Source organism: Paenibacillus sp. 79R4 (genome assembly GCF_013393165.1).
In the GTDB taxonomy this organism is placed as follows: domain Bacteria; phylum Bacillota; class Bacilli; order Paenibacillales; family Paenibacillaceae; genus Fontibacillus.
In genome coordinates, this window is the sequence record NZ_QJOT01000012.1 from 28607 (window position 1) to 47707 (window position 19101).

A 19101-nucleotide genomic window follows, 5' to 3' on the forward strand; every position below is an offset into this window, starting at 1 on the left:
TATGATTGAATTATAATTATGCTTCGTCCGAGCTGAATCCATTGGACAGCTTGAACAGGGCTAACGTAATAATTAATGCAAGGATCAGCAGGATCCAGGCCATCGCTGAAGCGTAGCCCATCTTCGCATACTGGAATGCATTCTGATACAAATATAGCGAATAGAACATCGTTGAGCCGTCGGGACCGCCATTGGTAATAATGAAGGATTCGGCAAAAGACTGCAGAGTTCCTATCACGCCCGTAATCACATTAAACACAATCGCCGGCTTCAGCATCGGAATCGTAATGTTCACGACCTGTCTCCAGGAGCTGGCCCCATCGATGGATGCAGCTTCATACAGGGAATCGGATATGCCCTGCAGTCCAGCCAGATAAATGATGATCATCTGTCCTGAACACCACAGTCCCATCAGAATGAAAGCAGGCTTCGACCAAGCAGGGCTTGAAAACCAGCCCGGGCCCTCAATGCCAAACACGCCCAAAAAGGAATTTACCACTCCGTTCTCCGGCTGCAGCACCCAAATCCATAGCACAGAGAGGACAACCAAAGGCACCAGTGTTGGCAAGAAGAAGACCACTCTGAAGAAAGACAAACCCTTGATTTTCTTGCTGTTGAGCAGTATTGCAATAAATACTGCGCCGATAGTTGTCACGGTCGTACCAATTACAATCATATAAAGCGTGTTCATCAGCACCTTGTAGAACAGTGAATCCCCGGCGAACAGCTTCGTATAATTATCAAGGCCCACCCAGACCGGCGGGTTAATAATGTTATAGTCCGTCAGTGAATAATATAGTGAGCTTATTAGCGGATAGCCGGTAAATACAAGGAACCCGATCACCCAAGGCGATATGAACAGCAGGCCGTTCCGCAGATTGCGGCGGTCCAATTTGGAACGCATAGCTTCTCCCCCTATCCTTTGATCCCTGTGAAGGTAATCCCCTGAATGAAATATTTCTGCAGCAGGAAGAAAATGATTAATACGGGAAGCGTCATACTAACACCCACGGCCATCAGCAGCGTCCATCGTGGATCATTCACCGACATAATCTGCTGGATCCCAAGTGAGAGCGTATACAATTTATTGTCATTCAAGAAGACAAGCGGACCGATGAAATCTCCCCAAGCTCTTGTAAAAGAAAAGATCGCGACCGTGATCATGACCGGCAAAGAGAGCGGCAAAGTCAGCTGCCAATAAATACGGAACTCGCTGGCTCCGTCCACCTTGGCCGATTGGGACAGCTCCTTCGGAATTCCGATAAAGAACTGACGCAGCAAAAAGATAAAGTAAGCGTTGCCAAAAAAAGCAGGAATTACAAGCGGTTTAAAGCTCCCGATCCAGCCAAACTTCTGAAACAACACGAACAACGGGATCATCGTTACCTGAAAAGGCAGCATCATTGTAGCTAATACAATAATGAACAGCGTATCGCGGCCTTTCCATTCAATCCGTGAGAAGCCGTATGCAACCAGACTGTTGGACAGCACTCCGCCTATAATTGCCATAGCGCAAATATACAGGGTGTTCCGCAGATAGAGCAGGAACGGAAACTGCTGAAAGGCGGTTACATAGTTAGCCCACTGAAGCTTCGCCGGAATCCACACCGGAGGATCGGCGAACAGCTCTGTATTGCTCTTTAATGAACCTGAAATCAGCCATATAAAAGGAACAATATACGCAAGTGCCACAGCAACCAAAATTATATAGACAACGACCTTCTCGATCATATCTATCCTGTACTTGGTGTGTATCATAATCACCCCTTACTCTTTAATCAAGATTCAGGCAGCGAATCGACAGGCTTACTTGGACTGTTTATCCACCTCGGCTTGAAGCTTCTTCTCAGCATTTTGCAGCAGCGGCTTTGGATCGCTGTTATTATAGATCACATTATCCCGAAGCAGCGTAATCTCATTGGACATCTCTTTAGCCACGATCGTTAGCGCCGGGTGGCCTGAGTTTGGTGAAGAGGCGATTTCGCGAACGATTTTATAGACTGCGTCTCCTTCTTTATCCCATTTAATCGCATCATTTGGCGCTTTGTAGATCGACAGCGATCTCCAGATGTTAATGTTGTCGGCCATGACCTCCGGATTCACACCAAACAGGATGAACCTCATGGCCGCTTCAGGATTTTTGGCTCCCTTCGGAATCATGAAGATGTTCGTGCCGAAGTTCGAGGAATTGGCCCGGCCTCCTTGCGGGGCTGGTATAGCTGCCACACGGTAGTTCAGATTAGGCGCATATTCTTTGAGTGCATTCGCGAACCAGTTGCCGTTTACGGTCATCGCCACCTTGCCCGAGAAGAACGGGTGATCCGGCGAGAACGCTCCACCAAAGCCGGACGAGAATGATTTAATCTTCTCCGGATTGTACTTCCGGGCATAGGTATTCATCCAATTCAGCATATCGACCATATGCGGGTCATCAAGTACCACCTTCTTGTCGCTCACATCATAGAAGTCAGCGCCGAAGATATACCCCCACATGAACGCTTCATCTCCTGCATCAAGCCATGGAATGAAGCCAAGCCGGCTGATCTTGTTATCCTCTACCTGCGATAAACGCTCGGCCGCCGCATCTAATTCCTCAATCGTTGTTGGCGGTTCATCCGGATCGAGCCCTGCCTCAATGAATAAATCCACATTGTAATAAAGCAAGTTAACGTTTGAGTCTTCCGGGAAAAGGTAAGTCGTGCCATCGACCTTCATTACATCTCTATAAGCATCCAGAATTTCATCCTCTTTAAAATCAGTATCCGCGAGCAGATCATCAAGCGGCATCAATGCCCCCTGAGCGGCAAGCGCATAGGCACTGGCATATTCATTAGTGATGACGACATCGGGAGGGTTGCCGCCGGATATGGCAGCGAGCAGCTTACCGTTGGATATTCCTCCATCCGGTGGAACATAGGTTGCGTTGAAGTTCACGTCCGGATATTCCTTCTTGAATTCATCCATCCGCCATTGATCCCATTTCTCCGAATCACCGCCCCAAGGGTACCAATAGGTTAGCGACCCACCTGCTCCCTGGCTGGATTTGCCGCCAGAAGCTGCCGGTTCCGTTGATCCCCCGCCACATCCTGCAAGAACTAGACTTAAGCCTACCAGTAAGCTTAACAGTACTGTTACTTGTTTCTTCATAAGATACCCCTCGCTTTATTAGAGATTATTGTACCTTGATCAAGATGTGCTTCTTGAACCTCCCAACATCAATCCGCCGGAATGTCTGCCCGTCACCTCCCCCCTTTTGTGAACACGTGTTTATCATTAATCAAAAAAATACTATCCTACGGCAAATAGTATTTTTTTGGATTAACCGATCTATTGGATTAAGCACCTGAATCACCGCTAAATGGCACGGCAGGAGTCCCTGATTACCAGTTCGGTAGTGCCGACATATTTCTTGAATCCCTTCGGATCTTGCTCGATCGCTTCGATAATATTGCTGATCAATGTATGTACCATTTCCGTAAAATCCACATGGATGGTCGTTAATGCCGGCTGAATTCGGGAGCTAAGCGCGTGATCATCGAAGCCGATCAGGGAGAGCTGATCCGGTACGGTCAGATTCGCTTCCTTCAAAGCCGCCAGCGCACCGAAGGCGACGCTATCGTTGCAGGCGAATATCGCCGTCGGCAGCTCTTGGACCTTTTTGAGCCATTGCCTGACCGAATTGTATCCGCCCTTCTCAGTGAAATCGGACGGGATAATCCAGCGCGGATCCACCTCGAGCCCATGCGAAGCCATCGCATTCTTGAAGCCTTCAAGCTTCTCTGGCCCGGAGCAGCGCTGAGGATCGCCAGTAATAAAGGCCACTTTGCGATGATTCAGAGCGGCCAGATAATCGACTCCCTGCTTCATGCCTTGCAAATTGCCAAAGTTGCAGACGACCCGATTGGACTCATAACGTCCTTCAATATTCTGATCTATAATGCCAACAATGTAACCTTCGGCGATTAATTCTTCAATCAGTGGTTCATGATTGGCTGCGCCGACGAAAATTCCGCCGTCGATCCGCTGCTGGTAGAACGTCTCCTTTACTTTGCGAACGATGTCCTGGTCCTTGGTATTTCTGATAATATGCGTCAACACGTAATACCCCTTACTGGATGCGCTTTCAATGAGTCCGGTAATTAATGAGGTTGTTAACGAATCATGAAACACCTCTTCAGGCGAGATCATAAACAGACCGATGGTTCGGGTCTTCATGCCGGACATGATTCGGGCCGAAAAATTAGGCGAGTACTTATACTGCTCGATCACCTGCATCACCTTATCCCGCGTTGCCTTTGGCACGTTCGGATAATTGTTGATTACCCGACTGACCGTGCTGCGGGATACACCGGCAATTTTAGCGATTTCAATGCTATTGATATCCGACTTTTTCATAAAATGCCCCTCCTGCCTAACACGTGTTCATATTGATCTATTCTTAATTCCCTGAATCAGCTAATAATTTCCGATAATTAAACCCAAAACTCCTATAAAATGAGTAGATTTCTCTCCAAATTAATAAACACGTGTTTATGGTTACAATTTACATCAGCCCTATTTGATTGTCAATCTATAAATTGGAATGGAAACCCGAAAAATAAAAATCCCTCTCACGGAGTCTCTTGTTCGCTAATAAGCTCACTCAAGACCCTTAAAAGGGATCATTTCTTTCTCTATAATGATCTATCCATGTATTGCTGAGGTTAAGCCTCCACCCTGCGGTTCAGCAGAAGAACCGTTGCATACAGCATCAGGGCGATAAAGACCGCTTCTAATAGGGTTTCTCCCCAATTAATGAGCATGATGTCATTTGGAAAGATCATCTCTCCGCCAACCATCAAATCCGTTTGAACACTGACGTTGAGAAATGGAATACCTCCGAAGTTCACTTGGAACAGCCTGGATATGATCCAACTGATTACATTCTGTATAATAACGAAGCTCAGAATCCCGATCCATACTCTACCACGCTGGAACATTAATGCGATCGCAATGGACAGGGCTATAGCCATGTAAGAGAAGAGATAGGCCCAGAACGCCTGGAATATAAATATCGCTGTCACCCTCAAAAGCTCGGGAACCGCTTCCGCAGAAATTCCCTTAAGATCGGGAACCCCATAAATTAGACTGAAGATTCCTATATGAATACAGATGAGAATCCCTAGCCCAATCAGCACCAGCATTCCCAGAACCATCGGGGAGAGAACACTCCATATCGTACGGACAGGAAGCAGTCTGCGGCTGTATGACTTGGCATTGCTAAAAAAGGTTCTGTATGTCATGATGACTGCCAGCATCGCGACGAAGATATACAGCATTATGCTGAGCCCAAAGGTGATTCCCTCTTCCCAGCCCCGGGTATAGCTGGCTATCGTTAATCCCGCCTCGGCAAGGATCAAAATAACGGCTGTACTTAACAGCATCGTTGAGTTCTTCTTCCAATCGTACTTGAGCAATCTCATCATTCGGCAAACACCTCCTTGAACATATCGTCCACGCTCTTGCCATGCTTGAGTCGCAGTTCCTCTACTTCCTCATGCAGCACAAGCTCCCCATTCTTGATGAAGATCACCTCGTCAAAGATCCGTTCAATATCCTTAACCAGATGCGTCGATATGATCAAGCTGCTGTCTTCGCTATAGAACTCCACAATAGCGTCAAGAATTTTCGTTCTGGCTACCGGGTCTACTCCGCCAATCGGTTCATCCAGCAAATAGAGCTTGGCATTTCTGGACAGGGCCAATGTTAATTGCAGCCGTTCATTCATCCCTTTGGATAAAGAACTGATCCGGTCCTGCGGATTCAAATTCATAAAATCGAGCATTTGCAGCGCTTTTGCCATATCGAAGTCCGAATAAAAATCACTATAGAACGTAATCGCGTCCCTGACCTTCATCCAGGATTCCGTCAAGGGACGGTCCGGCATAAAGGAGACGATTGATTTCGTATTCAGATCAAGCGGCTGGCCAGCTACCGTTACGCTTCCGGAGTATACCGGCAGCAGTCCGGCGGTTATTTTCATCAGCGTACTTTTGCCGCTTCCGTTCGTACCCAGCAGACCGATAATTTTGCCGGGCCCGATGCTGAAGGATACATCGTTCAAAGCTTTTCTCGATCCATAAGATTTAGAGACGCTCTGAAATTGCAGCAGATTATCCATATCCTCTCTCCTCTCTCTATTCACTCTTTATTTCAACGGCTTCCGCTACAATACTTGCGATATCCTTATTGGAGAAGCCCAATTCCTGCATTCCGTTAATGAAATTATCCAGCAGGTCCCCGGCCATTTCCTTCTTGATCGTCATAATCTTCGCTTCCTCGCTCGTCACATATCTTCCTAGCCCGCGTCTTGTCTCCACGACTTCCTCACGCTCCAGTTCCTGAAATGTTCGTTGTATCGTATTCGGATTGATTTGCAGCTCGGCCGCAAGCTCACGAACCGATGGGATCTTATCCCCGGCCTTCAACTTTCCAGTGACAATCTCTTTCTTGATAAAATTCATGATCTGCAAATAAATCGGTAGATTGTTATCAAATTCTATGCTCACGATCCGTTGGCTCCTTTCATCCGTTATGTTCCCAGGCCATTGTGACCTATGCAACATCCCGTTTTTTAAAGGTAACAAAGCTTACCATAAGAAACAATGCCATATATACCGCAATAACGATTACGGAGAAGCTGATCGTCATCCCTGGCAGCGGTGAACCGCCGTCCACATATTTGGACAAATCGGTATTCGCAAAGATCAAGTACTTCGTAAAGGAATATTTCGCAAGCAGGCCAACAATCAGACTCTCCAGCATCATCAAGAACATAGTGAGCCCGACCGTTATTCCAGTAGAACGGGTGAGTACCCCCAACATAAACGTTATTGTTGCATAAATCACGGTATAGACCAAGGTGTAGAGCGACGTCTGAGCGACATCATTCCAGCTTACGCTTGGCGTCCCCGCTCCGAAGGCAATCGTCCCTGTGATGAAGGAGATCACCAGCATTGTGAGCATTAGCGACAAAATATACACGACGATGCCGATATATTTGGAGAGTAAAATCTTGCCACGGCTCTGGGCACGGATCAGCAACAGCTTAATTGTTCCCTGACCATACTCTTTGGAGACAACCCCCGCCGTTCCCACCACGACCAGGAAGAGGAGCAGAGTGCCAAATCCGCTGGGCGACATAGCCATAAAGACGAAATCCCGTGCATTAAATACCTCGTCTCCCGACAATTTAGCCATAAAGTAGGCAGCGCCGATGACAAAAACGGCAATAGCCAAATAAGCAACGAAAAAGCTTCTTTTCTTAAACAATTTCAACCACTCATTAAAAACCAATTTATGCACTTTGACTTCCTCCCGTCCATTTCAAGAACTCGTCTTCCAGCGATTCCTTCATTTCCTCGATCCGGTACAATGCGACTCCTTCATTCCGCAAAACATCGATCACATTCGGGATATCTCTGTCGTGTACGGCAATCGTAACTTGATTCCGGTCGGTATCGATTCCAACCACACGCAGTTCCTCCATCTGTACGAGTCTTAACTTCGCCTGCTCCGCATCATTGACACGCAGCATGACTTGAATTTGTTCCTCTTCCTTAACAGCTGACGAAGCGCCCAGCGTTCTGACGGTAACCAGCTTGCCTTCCTGAATGACGACAACCCGGCTGCACATCAGTTCCATCTCCGATAACAGATGGCTGGAGACGAGTATGGCGATGCCTTCCTCACGGGCAATTTTTTTGAGGTAGTCGCGCATTTCCCTGATTCCCGCAGGGTCCAGGCCGTTCGTCGGCTCATCCAGAATCAGAATCGATGGATTATGCAGCAGTGCCTGGGCTATGCCGAGACGCTGGCGCATTCCAAGCGAATAAGCCTTCACCCTCTTCTTCATCGCATCCTGAAGACCAACCAGTCGCACCACCTCAGCGATCCTCTCTTCCGTAATGCCCTTGGCCATACGCTGATATTGCTTCAAATTATCGTAGCCTGTCATATATGGATAGAATTCCGGATTTTCAATAATACCGCCAACATGGGCAATCGCCTTGGCGAAATGTCGCTTCACGCTCTCCCCCTTAATCAGCACGTCACCTTCGCTCATACCGATTAATCCGACAATCATACGGATCGTGGTCGTCTTGCCCGCTCCATTTGGTCCAAGCAAGCCAACGATCTCTCCCTGATGTATATTAAATGACAGCCGATCGACTATTTTCTTATGTCCAATCTGCTTGGTCACTCCATTCACTTGAAGGACGACCTGACCCTTTCCGTTCGCAGGGCCTGTTCCGACCTGGTTTACCGCTTTATTCATTACGGCCACTCCTTATTTGTATTAGTGTTATAGTTGAATAGTACACTAGTAAATAGATATTGTAAAGCCTATTTTTGAAATTTCGCAAAAACATAATAACGGTATTGACTCTCCTCCAAGAGGATAGCTTATAGTTCCTTTTATAAGAAAGGGAGGAGGGGACAATGTTACTATGATTTATAGAACATGAAGAGGGGGAAATCATGTATACCGTTCATGAAGTTGCAAAGTTGGCTCATACAACAGTAAAAACATTACACCATTATCATAGAATAGGACTTCTGATCCCGGAGCAAACAACGGAGGCCGGTTACCGTTTGTATGGATTAAAAGACCTGGAGCGATTACAGCAAATTCTTTTTTACAAAGAACTGGATTTGCCACTCAAAGAAATTAAGCAATTGCTGGATTGTGAAATCGACAGGGAGAATACATTGATTCAACAAAAAAAGTTACTGGAGCAAAGGATCGAACGATTTAAAGGACTGATCAAGACGATCAATTCCTCTATCCAAAGCGCTAAAGAAGGGGTAGATGCAGATATGGAAAATATGTTTAAAGGGTTTGAAACCGAAGAAGAATGGAAGAAAGCCTTAAAAAATCAAGATGAGCATTTGCAGCAAGCGTATGGCTTTGACTTGTCGTATCAAAAGGTTGACGTAGAATCCATGAATGATTCTGCTGTAGAAGCACAGTCGTTTAACGAAGATATGATCTGCTACTTGCGAGAAGGTTATCCCGCTAATGATCCGGAAGTGTTTGAACGTGTCCAAGAGCATTTATCCTTTTTAGAAAAAATGGGGCATCCCTCCACAGCGCAAGATTTTCTAAATCAAACCGAGTTTTTCATCGTTGATGATTTCCATAGAAATATGCTTGAACAATGGCAATTGGGTTACGCTTATTTTCTGAATAAGGTAGCCGCTAATTATTTGAGGAATGAAAGCGATGCAAAATAACATTAACGAGGAATGCTTCAAAGCTATATACGGCAATGGTTATAGCAGTACACCCCTCCACTTGTGTGGAGGGGTGTCTAAGCTAATGCCTATGAACTTAAAGCTGCGGATAAATCATCACTTTGATACCCGTCTCTTTCTCTGTCCGGGCGACTTCCACTGCTTCCTGAATATCCTTCAGAGCATACTTATGTGTAATAACCCGCCCCACATCAATGTCTGATCTGCCAAGAGCCTGAATAGCCGACGGATATGTATTGGCGTAGCGGAACAATCCATACACATCGATCTCACCGTCGATAATCGTATTGATATCCACCGGGATCTCCTTAGCCGCAGGCATGCCAACCAGTACAACCCGGCCACCGCGATTCACGGTTGTCAGCGCATCGGAGATCGCCCGGCCATTCCCTGATGACTCCACAACCACGGTAACCCCCCGGCCTGAGGTTAAATGTGCAATCCGTTCCTTCAGATCCTCCTTCGCCGGATTGATCACCGCAGTGGCGCCCATTTCCAGCGCGAGGTTTTGACGAAACGGTACAATATCTGTCGCATAGATTTCAGTGACACCGTATATTTTAGCCGCCTGGATCGCGAGTAAGCCGATGGGGCCAAGCCCTGTAATCAGCAAACGGTCAGAAGGTTTTACCCCGCCCCGGATCATCGCGTGCATGCCTACCGAAAGCGGCTCCAGCAAAGCGCCTTGCTCGAAGCTCAGACCGTCCGGAAGGCGGAACAGAAAATCACTGCGCACCGCGACATATTCGGCCCACGCGCCGTCCACCGGAGGAGTGGCCATGAATACCACATCCGGGCACAGATTGTAACGGCCTGACTTGCAGTATTCACAGCGTCCGCAGGCTACGCCAGGCTCTACCGCAACACGGTCGCCGACAGATACATTCGTTACCCCCGCTCCCACCTGTACGACTTCCCCGGCCAGCTCATGGCCAAGAATAATCGGCTTTTCCACGACATAACGGCCAATTCTGCCATGCTCATAATAATGAACATCCGAGCCGCAGACACCGATACAATACACTTTAATAAGCGCCTCATCTTCCTTAATCCTAGGCACAGGTACTTGTTTCAATGCCATATCCATCGGTTTATTCAAGACAGCTGCTTCCATTACTTCAGGTATCATAGACATCGTTTTCGACTCTCCTCTGTCATTAATATTCATCCAGCTCACGGTACGTAAAATAATCAAAATCCGCATGCAGCCCGCGGCCGCTTAAATCTTGAACACACATGCCGAGAAATGCCCCGGTAAAACCTTGGTCAAGCGCAACGCCTTCTTTAATGAATTCTGCATTTTCGTCCGATAGCTTCGTTGCATCCAGTTCACCGCCGATGAGCTGCCATTCCTGCCCATCCCGGGAATAGAGGAACTGCAGCCTTTCCCTGCGGATCATTGCTTTTAAATAACAGCGTTCCCAGCCTTCAATTGACACTGGCGATTTCAACGGTTCATCATAGGACCCCCGATCGCTGGACATAATCCCTACACATTTTCCAAGCTCCTCATCCCAGCTGATCCATAAATAATAATAATTCCTTGAATTATAGTAATAGATCAGTCCGGCCAACTGTTGATAGCTGTCCGGCGCAAATTCAACAACCGTCTCGGCTTCAACCAGGAATGACTGCTGGCGGCGGGCGATCAAGCTCTGTTGATGATGGGAGGATAAGGATTCCCTCCCTCTTAGACGTAGAAATCCAGGGCGTTCACGGAGAGACGCCCAATCCTCAGCCAGCGGCTCGCGCAAGCTATTGAAATGAATGCTGATCTGATCACTATCAAAATGCTCTGTCTCCGGCTCAGGCTCAAAGGAATATTCCGGTATTGATGGGGCCGTTACCTTCACTTCAGGCTCATGATCTCTCGAAGCCAGACTTAACCATCCCGCTTCGTTCCATATACATCTCTGAATTGCTGTCTCCCTGCCTAATGTGCAGTACAGTGACGGCCTCAAAGGACGTCCGCACAGATGAACAAGATACATCTCTGCGGATGGCGTCTCCACCAGGCAGCCGTGTCCCGCGCGTTGCAGTTCTGCCTCAGGACGGTCTGCGGAGGTTAGCACAGGTCCCGCCGGATCAGCCTCATAGGGCCCGAGTAGCGAAGTCGAGCGTGCCATCGTAATGGCATGTCCATATCTCGTTCCCCCTTCCGCCGTCATCAGGTAGTAATAGCCATTGGCTCTATAAATATGAGGCCCTTCGGTTAAACCAAGCGAGGTCCCCCTGAAGATGTTATGAATCGGACCAACAAGACGCTTCTCGGTTTGCGAGTATTGCTGAATAACGATGCCACCGAAATGATTTTTCCCTTTGCGATGGTCCCATACCATATTGACAATCCACTTGGTTCCGTCCTCTTCATGGAACATCGAAGGGTCGAAGCCGCTGCTGTTCAGATAGATCGGTTCACTCCATGGACCATGTATGTCACTCGCGGTAACCATATAATTATGCGTATCCTTGAACGGTCCCATATGACTCTTCACATCGGTATAAATAAGATAATATGTCCCTTCATGGCAGCTGAGACAAGGCGCCCAGACGCCACCTGAGTCCGGATTTCCCGTCATATTTAATTGGCTTGTTCGAGTTAACGGATGACCGATCAGCTTCCAGTTCTGCAAATCCCGGGAATGATGAATCTGTACGCCCGGGAACCATTCAAACGTTGAGGTCGCAATGTAATAATCCTCGCCAACCCGGATGATCGACGGATCGGGGTTAAATCCTCTCAAGATCGGATTCACAATATAAGACACCAGGCATTCCTCCTCTTGTGCTCTAATGTGGCTGCTGTTTTAAATTATAATAGCTTATTTATCCATTTCTCTGCCCTGCCCAATTCCCGCACCTATTTACCCTTAAGACTCGTATGGACATAGAAAAAGAGCAGCCCCAGGCATAAAATGCCGCAGACTGCTCAAGAATGCATAGCTGTTTTATTAATATATCGTTCATCTACTCTTATCCGTAGAGTAAATTCCTATTCGTCCTGCTCAAATCAACAGGTTAAACAAATTCAAGTCGCGATTCAGCTCGGTATAGGCGATATTCTTCGATTTCATCCTGTCGATCAACGGCCCGTAGTCCGACTGGTCGCTTAGCTCGATTCCGACCAAGGCCGGGCCATTCTCCTTGTTATGCTTCTTTGTGTACTCAAACCGGGCGATATCGTCATTGGGCCCAAGCACATCCTCCAGGAACTCCCGCAGCGCTCCGGCGCGTTGCGGGAAATTGATCAGGAAGTAATGCTTCAAGCCTTCGTAAATGAGCGAGCGCTCCTTCATCTCCTGCATCCGGTCGATATCATTGTTGCCACCGCTAATGATGCAGACTACCGTCTTGCCTCGAATTTGATCGCGGTACATATCCAGTGCCGATACAGGCAATGCCCCAGCGGGCTCAACCACGATCGCACTGTCATTGTATAGCTCGAGAATAGTCGTACAAGCCTTGCCTTCTGGAACCTTGACAATGTCATCAAGAAGCTCTGCGCAAATGGCGTAGTTCAAATCTCCGACCCGCTTCACCGCGGCCCCGTCGACGAACTTGTCAATCGCCTCCAGAGTGACGACCTGCTGCTGCTTCAGCGCCTCTGACATCGATGCAGCCCCGGCTGGTTCTACACCGATCACCTTTGTCACCGGACTGACGGTCTTCATATACGTACCCACTCCGGAGACCAGCCCTCCGCCGCCAATCGTGACGAAGATATAATCCGCCGGTGCGGCAAGGCCCTCCATAATCTCCATTCCGATCGTTCCGTTGCCGGCGACGATCTTCGGATCATCAAAAGGATGAATGAACGTCATTCCGCCTTCCCGGCACGCCTTCATAGCTTCCTCATATGCATCATCATAGGTGTCGCCCGTCAGCACGATTTCTACCGCCGAACCGCCAAAGCGCTTCACTTGCTTCACTTTTTGATTTGGCGTCGTGCTTGGCATATATATTTTGCCCCGGATGCCCAGCGCATTGCAGGAGAAGGCAACTCCCTGCGCATGATTGCCTGCGCTGGCACATACGATCCCTTTAGCCAACTCGTCCTGGCTCAGGCTGCGGATCATATTGTAAGCCCCACGGATTTTAAAGGAGCGGACAACCTGTAAATCCTCACGCTTTAAGTAGACATTGCATTCATATTTGGCAGACAGCGCCGCATCTAATTGCAACGGTGTACGTTTTACAACCTCTTTCAACACATGGTGAGCGCGTACGATATCCTCCATCCCCACTGGTTGCCGTTCCGTTTGGTTCATCCTCTTCTCCTCACTTTACTTCAATCGTTTTTATTGTTTTTATAAAGTTACACCCGAACGGCTGATCGATCAAGTCCTATTTACCGGCCGGCTTTACGGCTCTGACCTGGAATGGCTTAAGCCGCTTCGCTATTCTCTCGCGCTGATCCTCATACATATCCGGCAGCATCAGCTTATTGCCCAGAGATTCCGGAGTCTCGTCGTTATCAAAGCCAGGCCCGTCCGTAGCTACCTGGAACAAAATCCCCCCCGGCTCGCGAAAGTATAAGGATTTATAGTATTGGCGATCGATGACCGGTGTCGGTTCCATGCCGCTTACTTCAAGCAGCTCGTGGTACTTCATCTGCTCTTCTTTGTCCTTCGTCCGCCAGGCCATATGGTGAACGGTCCCGGCACCGCTGCAGCCTCTTGGCAAGTTCTCCATATTCAAATCGATCACATTGCCGAGGCTATCCGCCGCTTTGAAACGCAACAGCCCTTCTTCCTCGCCAACATAATCCAGACCAAGGACCTCCTGCAGGACCTCTGCCGTTTTCTCGCTGTTGCAACTGAATAATAAAGCACCTGCCAATCCCTTAATGGCATAACCTTCCGGAATGCCACCAAATTGCCAAAGGCTGAACGGCCCTTCCCGACACTCAACCAGATCAATCAACAGTCCGGAGGGGTCGGCAAACCGAACGTATTCCTCATCAAAACGAACCAGATCCATATATGTAATCTCAAAGTCCTTCAACCGCTGCCGCCAGTAGAGCATGCTTCCCGGTGGAACCGCAAGCACGATAACGCCAACCTGGCCACCGCCAAGAATACCCTGATGGTCACTCTCCAGCGGATAGAAAGACATAATCGTTCCGGGGTCTCCATTTTCATTGCCAAAATATAGATGATATAGATCCGGGGCCTCATAATTAACTGTTCTCTTCACGAGCCTTAGACCTAAAACACCCGCGTAGAAATCAACGCTCTCTTGAACATCCCCCACAATAGCTGTAATATGATGAATCCCTGTCGTAACGCTCATCGCTTGTCCTCCCGATTAATACCTCTCCTCAGTTATCCATTATACGGAACATCCGCGATGAATTCACCCATCCGTAGTGAAAACAAATCGAACGCCCTTCCGAAAAGTGAACTCGGGGACGTTCGACTCATTCCAACCTATGAACTAATCTTCCTCTGTATCCGACTCAGGGTCTGTGCGCCCTTCAGCATGCTTGATCTGGGCCAGCTCAGTCAGCTTCCATTCTACCGTTCCATGAACCAGATCGGCGGGGAATTGCTCCCCCTTGTGCAGGTACTCCTCACGGCCAATTTCATCCGTATAGACACCCTCAACCTCCACTTGCTCACGCGATACCGGAAGCATATCCTTCTTTTCTTTACTCATCCGTTAGGTCGCCTCCCGACAATGTTGGAATAATGTAGAACTTTCTGCTTTAACATTTGTCAAAGGGGCGATAATTATCCCTGCCTGTAAGCTGAAGCACATTCTGAGAATCCGTCAAAGTATAACTAAGTACAGGCCAATTCGCTCACAGATACCGTTATTTATCAGCATCCAGAATAATATCGTATTCCATCCTGCGCGCTGTCTCCTGTGCAACCTCTTTACCAAGCAGACGATTAACCATATGAAATGCCATGTTAATTCCGGCTGATATTCCTGCCGAGGTTACAATCCGGCCTTCGTCGACATATTTGACGTTTTCCTCTACGCTGACCCCAGGGTAAGTATTACGCATTCTTTCAATGCTCGCCCAATGCGTCGTAGCTTGTTTGCCCTCAAGCAACCCTGCTTCCGCCAGCAAGAAGGAGCCGGTGCAAACCGAAGTCATCCACTGTACTTCTGCAAATCGCTCGGCGATCCAAGCTACAACCGCTTTATTGTGCACTAGCCCTCTCGTCCCCATGCCGCCTGGAATGACCAGCAAATCATAGGCAGGTGCTGATCCGAAGCTATAATCCGGCTGCACCTTCAACCCATTCCGGGCCGTAATCATCTGACCGGTCTCTGATATAGTCGTTACTTCAAAAGGACTGTATAACTCCCCTTCATTCTGCTTTACCGATGTCACAGCAAACACCTCGAACGGCCCGGCAAAATCAAGCACCTCCGCATCGTCAAACAGCAGAATGCCTACTTTCCATCTCTTCATATGTCCTCCTCCTCTTTTCTACGAACTTCAAATAATTAATGAGCCATATAATGTAGTAGGTATGTATTTTCTATCATGCTATAACCAGAATCTTTTTTCAAAAAACCGCCGACCGTTCAGCAAGTGCTCCGCTCCCGACATCATCCACCGCACTCAGAGGACCGATCAGAATCATACGTATTGCCAAATACATCACTTTCCCCATACATTGTACAATTGTTACTATATTTATTTTCCTTCAAAGACTTCCATACAAAAACCCGAAAGCGGACACTGTTCTTCAAGTGTTCGACTTCCGGGCTTCTGCTCCACGATTCCTAACTTATTACTTCAAGCTCTCTTATCGCAATGCCTTCATGGCAATATCACTGCGGTTATGCTTGCCTTCAAATGTAATCTGCGTTGCAGCGGCATAAGCCTTATCGCGAGCTTCGGCAATATCCTTACCTAATCCAACCACTCCCAGCACGCGGCCCCCATTCGTGACCCATGCTCCTTCGGCATTTTTTGCTGTTCCGGCATGGAACACCAGAGACTGCTCCTGCTCAGCATTCTGCAAACCTTGGATCGTCAAGCCCTTCGGATAGGAAGCAGGATAGCCGCCGGAAGCCAGCACGACACAGACTGCGGCCTGATCGCTCCATTCGATTTGCACTTGGTCCAGCGTACCGTTTACTGCGGCAAGAAAAATCTCCAGTAAATCGCTCTTTAAGCGAGGCAATACGACCTGGGTCTCGGGATCGCCAAATCGTGCGTTGAATTCTATCGTCTTCGGCTTGCCGTCCTGCGTGATCATCAAACCCGCGAACAGTACGCCGCGGAACGGACGCCCTTCTGCCACCATCGCCTTAGCTGTAGGTTTAATAATCGTCTCAATCGCTTCTTCAATGATATTATCCGCGATATGCGGCAGCGGTGAATACGTCCCCATCCCGCCGGTGTTGGGTCCCTTATCATCGTCATAGACCTGCTTATGGTCCTGCGCCGCCGCCATAGGACGCACCACTTCACCGTCGACAAAAGCGAGGATCGACATTTCCTGGCCGGCCAGGAATTCTTCAATCACAACCTGACTGCCCGATTCGCCGAACACCTTGTCCACCATAATGCTCCGCAACGCCTCCTCTGCTTCCTCACGCGTAAAGGCTACGGTTACTCCTTTACCCGCTGCCAGACCGTCAGCTTTGATGACGATTGGCACAGGCTGACTATGCAAATAACTCAAGGCCGCTTCATAGCTGTCGAATTTCTCATAGGCTGCCGTAGGGATATTGTACTTATGGAGCAAATCCTTCATGAAGGTCTTGCTGCCTTCAATATGCGCCGCGTTCTTGCGCGGTCCAAATACCGGAATATGCTTCGCTTCAAAGGCATCCACGATCCCGTCCGCCAGCGGGTCATCGGGCCCGACCACGACAAGGCCAACCTTCTTTTCCTCGGCAAAAGCGACCAGGTGCTCAAACTCTCCTACCTGAATCGATACAAGCTCAGCGATTTGTCCGATCCCGGCGTTCCCCGGAGCGCAATAGATCCGGTCTGCCTTCGGGCTCTTGGCCAACGCCCAGCAGATCGCATGCTCACGTCCACCGCCGCCGATCACTAAAATATCCATTAGGATTCCTCCTTTTATTTGCTTGATCATACTGCTGCTGTAATGCAACCTTAGTGGCTCTGCGCAAATGTCTATATTAGGCTTGGGCAAAAAACGACAGGCCGCCGCAGCGGTCTGCCGTCTTCAGGTTTCTTAGTGTTTAAAATGTCTCACTCCGGTAAATACCATAGCGATACCATACTCATTGGCTACCTTAATCGACTCCTCGTCACGAATCGAGCCCCCTGGTTGAATCACCGCTGTAATGCCTGCCTTGGCCGCTTCCTCCAGGGTGTCTCCCATCGGGAAGAACGCATCGGAAGCAAGCACGCTGCCCTTGGCTTTCTCCCCTGCCTGCTCGATAGCAATTCTGGCTGAACCTACGCGGTTCATTTGTCCAGCGCCAACGCCAACCGTCATGTCATCCTTCGCCAGAACAATCGCGTTAGACTTAACATGCTTAACAACCTTCCAGCCAAACAGCAATTGCTTCAACTCTTCTTCCGTCGGTTTACGATCTGTTACAACCTGCAGGTCAGCCTCCGCCAAGGAGTGAATATCGCTCTCTTGTACAATCATACCGCCGTCGATGGAAGTAACCACGTATTGGCTCTTGCGATCCGCTGCCAGTTCCAGACCGCTGATCTTCAGAAGGCGAATATTCTTCTTCTGCGTCAGCAAGGCCAGCGCCTCATCTGTGAACCCTGGTGCAAGGACGATCTCCAGAAAAATATCCTTAAGCAAATTGGCTGTATCTTTATCAATTATGCGATTTGCCGCCACAATGCCGCCGAAGATAGAAACCGGGTCAGCATCGTAAGCCTTACGATAAGCTTCGTAGATGCTCTCGCCAATCCCTACGCCGCAAGGATTCATATGCTTCACCGCTACGACAGCCGGTTCCGTAAATTCCTTGACGATTTGCAGCGCCGCATTGGCGTCATTGATATTGTTATAGGACAACTCCTTGCCATGCAGCTGCTCCGCATTCGTCAACGAATCGACAGCAGCCAACGGCTTGCGGTAGAAAGCGGCTTTTTGATGCGGATTTTCGCCATAACGAAGGTCCTGAATTTTCTCATAGGTAACGGTAAGACGTTCCGGAAGCGGATCGCCCAGCTTGCTGGACAAGTAGTCGGAAATAAGAGCATCATAGGCCGCGGTATGACGGAATACTTTTGCCGCGAGCTGTTTACGGGTTTCCAGCGTTGTGTCCCCGCCATCGCGAATCTCATTCAACACTTGGCTGTAATCATTGGCATCAACAACAACGCTCACAAAAGCGTGGTTCTTGGCCGCAGAACGCAGCATAGTTGGGCCGCCGATATCGATATTCTCGATCGCTTCTTCATAAGCAACACCCGGCTTGGCAATCGTCTCCTGGAACGGATACAGATTTACAACGACCAGATCGATATAATCGAGTCCCAGCTCCTTCATTTGCGCCTGATGCTCTGCACTGTCCCGAATCGCCAGCAAGCCGCTGTGCACGGTCGGATGCAGCGTCTTAACGCGCCCGTCCAGAATTTCCGGGAAGCCTGTGACATCGGAAATACCGATAACAGGAACCCCTTCCTTCGACAACAGACTCTTTGTTCCTCCTGTCGAAATAATCTCTACGCCGAGCTGAGACAGCTCCCGGCAAAAATCTACGATGCCTGTCTTATCCGACACACTTACCAACGCTCTTTTGATACCCACGAATTGCTTCCTCCTCTTTAATGGCGAATATAGACACGATATTTCTCGGGAAATATCGAATTTGCATTGATCTCCTGTTGCTTGA

At 48.6% G+C, this 19101-nt stretch carries 18 protein-coding genes; 1 reads left to right on the forward strand and 17 read right to left on the reverse strand.

The window, feature by feature from the left end; genetic code table 11:
- Window positions 1-16 precede the first annotated feature (16 nt).
- From DMN77_RS17060 to DMN77_RS17100, 9 genes are all read right to left on the reverse strand, one after another.
- The gene (locus DMN77_RS17060) at window positions 17-904 is read right to left on the reverse strand and encodes a carbohydrate ABC transporter permease (protein WP_068778235.1); all 888 of its coding nucleotides are present in this window, start codon (window positions 902-904) and stop codon (window positions 17-19) included.
- Between the two features lie 11 nt (window positions 905-915).
- On the reverse strand, window positions 916-1758 hold the full coding sequence (locus DMN77_RS17065) for a carbohydrate ABC transporter permease (RefSeq protein ID WP_179015785.1): 843 nt from the start codon (window positions 1756-1758) through the stop codon (window positions 916-918).
- 48 nt (window positions 1759-1806) lie between these two features.
- The gene (locus DMN77_RS17070) at window positions 1807-3147 is read right to left on the reverse strand and encodes an ABC transporter substrate-binding protein (protein WP_179015786.1); all 1341 of its coding nucleotides are present in this window, start codon (window positions 3145-3147) and stop codon (window positions 1807-1809) included.
- 207 nt (window positions 3148-3354) lie between these two features.
- The gene (locus tag DMN77_RS17075) at window positions 3355-4395 is read right to left on the reverse strand and encodes a LacI family DNA-binding transcriptional regulator (RefSeq protein WP_179015787.1); all 1041 of its coding nucleotides are present in this window, start codon (window positions 4393-4395) and stop codon (window positions 3355-3357) included.
- 308 nt (window positions 4396-4703) lie between these two features.
- Window positions 4704-5465 (reverse strand): hypothetical protein, encoded by a 762-nt coding sequence (locus DMN77_RS17080; RefSeq protein ID WP_068778238.1) that lies wholly within the window; start codon window positions 5463-5465, stop codon window positions 4704-4706.
- Window positions 5462-6160 (reverse strand): ABC transporter ATP-binding protein, encoded by a 699-nt coding sequence (locus tag DMN77_RS17085; protein WP_068778239.1) that lies wholly within the window; start codon window positions 6158-6160, stop codon window positions 5462-5464. The genes DMN77_RS17080 and DMN77_RS17085 overlap by 4 nt, the downstream gene beginning before the upstream one ends.
- A 16-nt stretch (window positions 6161-6176) precedes the next feature.
- Window positions 6177-6548 carry a GntR family transcriptional regulator gene (locus DMN77_RS17090; protein ID WP_068778240.1) on the reverse strand — a complete coding sequence of 124 codons (372 nt, stop codon included), beginning with the start codon at window positions 6546-6548 and terminating at the stop codon, window positions 6177-6179.
- A 46-nt stretch (window positions 6549-6594) separates the two neighbouring features.
- Window positions 6595-7344, reverse strand: coding sequence for an ABC transporter permease (locus DMN77_RS17095; RefSeq protein ID WP_068778241.1), 750 nt, complete (start codon window positions 7342-7344; stop codon window positions 6595-6597).
- Window positions 7337-8317 carry an ABC transporter ATP-binding protein gene (locus tag DMN77_RS17100; protein ID WP_068778242.1) on the reverse strand — a complete coding sequence of 327 codons (981 nt, stop codon included), beginning with the start codon at window positions 8315-8317 and terminating at the stop codon, window positions 7337-7339. Before DMN77_RS17100 ends, DMN77_RS17095 begins: the two co-directional genes overlap by 8 nt.
- A gap of 203 nt (window positions 8318-8520) precedes the next feature.
- On the opposite strand from DMN77_RS17100, the gene DMN77_RS17105 reads away from it, so the two are divergent.
- On the forward strand, window positions 8521-9276 hold the full coding sequence (locus tag DMN77_RS17105; protein ID WP_179015788.1) for a MerR family transcriptional regulator: 756 nt from the start codon (window positions 8521-8523) through the stop codon (window positions 9274-9276).
- Window positions 9277-9373: 97 nt separating this feature from the next.
- Here DMN77_RS17105 and DMN77_RS17110 read toward each other — a convergent pair whose 3' ends face one another.
- The 8 genes from DMN77_RS17110 to purH all read right to left on the reverse strand — a co-directional run bounded on the left by DMN77_RS17110 (window position 9374) and on the right by purH (window position 19016).
- Window positions 9374-10426: an NAD(P)-dependent alcohol dehydrogenase gene (locus DMN77_RS17110; protein ID WP_372776132.1), complete on the reverse strand. Its 1053-nt coding sequence runs from the start codon at window positions 10424-10426 to the stop codon at window positions 9374-9376.
- Window positions 10427-10454: 28 nt separating this feature from the next.
- Complete coding sequence (locus DMN77_RS17115; protein ID WP_179015790.1) at window positions 10455-12065, reverse strand: glycoside hydrolase family 43 protein; 1611 nt, start codon at window positions 12063-12065, stop codon at window positions 10455-10457.
- 237 nt (window positions 12066-12302) lie between these two features.
- Window positions 12303-13565 (reverse strand): threonine ammonia-lyase IlvA, encoded by a 1263-nt coding sequence (gene ilvA, locus DMN77_RS17120; protein WP_179015791.1) that lies wholly within the window; start codon window positions 13563-13565, stop codon window positions 12303-12305.
- A 76-nt stretch (window positions 13566-13641) separates the two neighbouring features.
- Entirely contained in the window at window positions 13642-14589 is a 948-nt protein-coding gene (locus DMN77_RS17125; RefSeq protein ID WP_068778247.1) for a ring-cleaving dioxygenase, read from the reverse strand.
- A 144-nt stretch (window positions 14590-14733) separates the two neighbouring features.
- Window positions 14734-14955 carry a hypothetical protein gene (locus DMN77_RS17130; protein WP_068778248.1) on the reverse strand — a complete coding sequence of 74 codons (222 nt, stop codon included), beginning with the start codon at window positions 14953-14955 and terminating at the stop codon, window positions 14734-14736.
- A 157-nt stretch (window positions 14956-15112) separates the two neighbouring features.
- Complete coding sequence (locus tag DMN77_RS17135; protein WP_179015792.1) at window positions 15113-15724, reverse strand: DJ-1/PfpI family protein; 612 nt, start codon at window positions 15722-15724, stop codon at window positions 15113-15115.
- Window positions 15725-16064: 340 nt separating this feature from the next.
- Window positions 16065-17336: a phosphoribosylamine--glycine ligase gene (gene purD / locus DMN77_RS17140; RefSeq protein ID WP_179015793.1), complete on the reverse strand. Its 1272-nt coding sequence runs from the start codon at window positions 17334-17336 to the stop codon at window positions 16065-16067.
- Between the two features lie 132 nt (window positions 17337-17468).
- Window positions 17469-19016, reverse strand: a complete 1548-nt coding sequence (gene purH / locus DMN77_RS17145; RefSeq protein ID WP_179015794.1) for a bifunctional phosphoribosylaminoimidazolecarboxamide formyltransferase/IMP cyclohydrolase — start codon at window positions 19014-19016, stop codon at window positions 17469-17471.
- Window positions 19017-19101 lie beyond the last annotated feature (85 nt).

What these genes read in the sequence shown, in the direction of transcription:
- DMN77_RS17130 (WP_068778248.1), bottom strand. Translation starts at nt 14,955, where the DNA reads ATGAGTAAAGAAAAGAAGGATATGCTTCCGGTATCGCGTGAGCAAGTG.
- DMN77_RS17080 (WP_068778238.1), bottom strand. Translation starts at nt 5,465, where the DNA reads ATGATGAGATTGCTCAAGTACGATTGGAAGAAGAACTCAACGATGCTG.
- DMN77_RS17100 (WP_068778242.1), bottom strand. Translation starts at nt 8,317, where the DNA reads ATGAATAAAGCGGTAAACCAGGTCGGAACAGGCCCTGCGAACGGAAAG.
- DMN77_RS17110 (WP_372776132.1), bottom strand. Translation starts at nt 10,426, where the DNA reads ATGATACCTGAAGTAATGGAAGCAGCTGTCTTGAATAAACCGATGGAT.
- DMN77_RS17135 (WP_179015792.1), bottom strand. Translation starts at nt 15,724, where the DNA reads ATGAAGAGATGGAAAGTAGGCATTCTGCTGTTTGACGATGCGGAGGTG.
- ilvA (WP_179015791.1), bottom strand. Translation starts at nt 13,565, where the DNA reads ATGAACCAAACGGAACGGCAACCAGTGGGGATGGAGGATATCGTACGC.
- DMN77_RS17125 (WP_068778247.1), bottom strand. Translation starts at nt 14,589, where the DNA reads ATGAGCGTTACGACAGGGATTCATCATATTACAGCTATTGTGGGGGAT.
- DMN77_RS17085 (WP_068778239.1), bottom strand. Translation starts at nt 6,160, where the DNA reads ATGGATAATCTGCTGCAATTTCAGAGCGTCTCTAAATCTTATGGATCG.
- purD (WP_179015793.1), bottom strand. Translation starts at nt 17,336, where the DNA reads ATGGATATTTTAGTGATCGGCGGCGGTGGACGTGAGCATGCGATCTGC.
- DMN77_RS17065 (WP_179015785.1), bottom strand. Translation starts at nt 1,758, where the DNA reads ATGATACACACCAAGTACAGGATAGATATGATCGAGAAGGTCGTTGTC.
- DMN77_RS17075 (WP_179015787.1), bottom strand. Translation starts at nt 4,395, where the DNA reads ATGAAAAAGTCGGATATCAATAGCATTGAAATCGCTAAAATTGCCGGT.
- DMN77_RS17070 (WP_179015786.1), bottom strand. Translation starts at nt 3,147, where the DNA reads ATGAAGAAACAAGTAACAGTACTGTTAAGCTTACTGGTAGGCTTAAGT.
- DMN77_RS17105 (WP_179015788.1), top strand. Translation starts at nt 8,521, where the DNA reads ATGTATACCGTTCATGAAGTTGCAAAGTTGGCTCATACAACAGTAAAA.
- DMN77_RS17060 (WP_068778235.1), bottom strand. Translation starts at nt 904, where the DNA reads ATGCGTTCCAAATTGGACCGCCGCAATCTGCGGAACGGCCTGCTGTTC.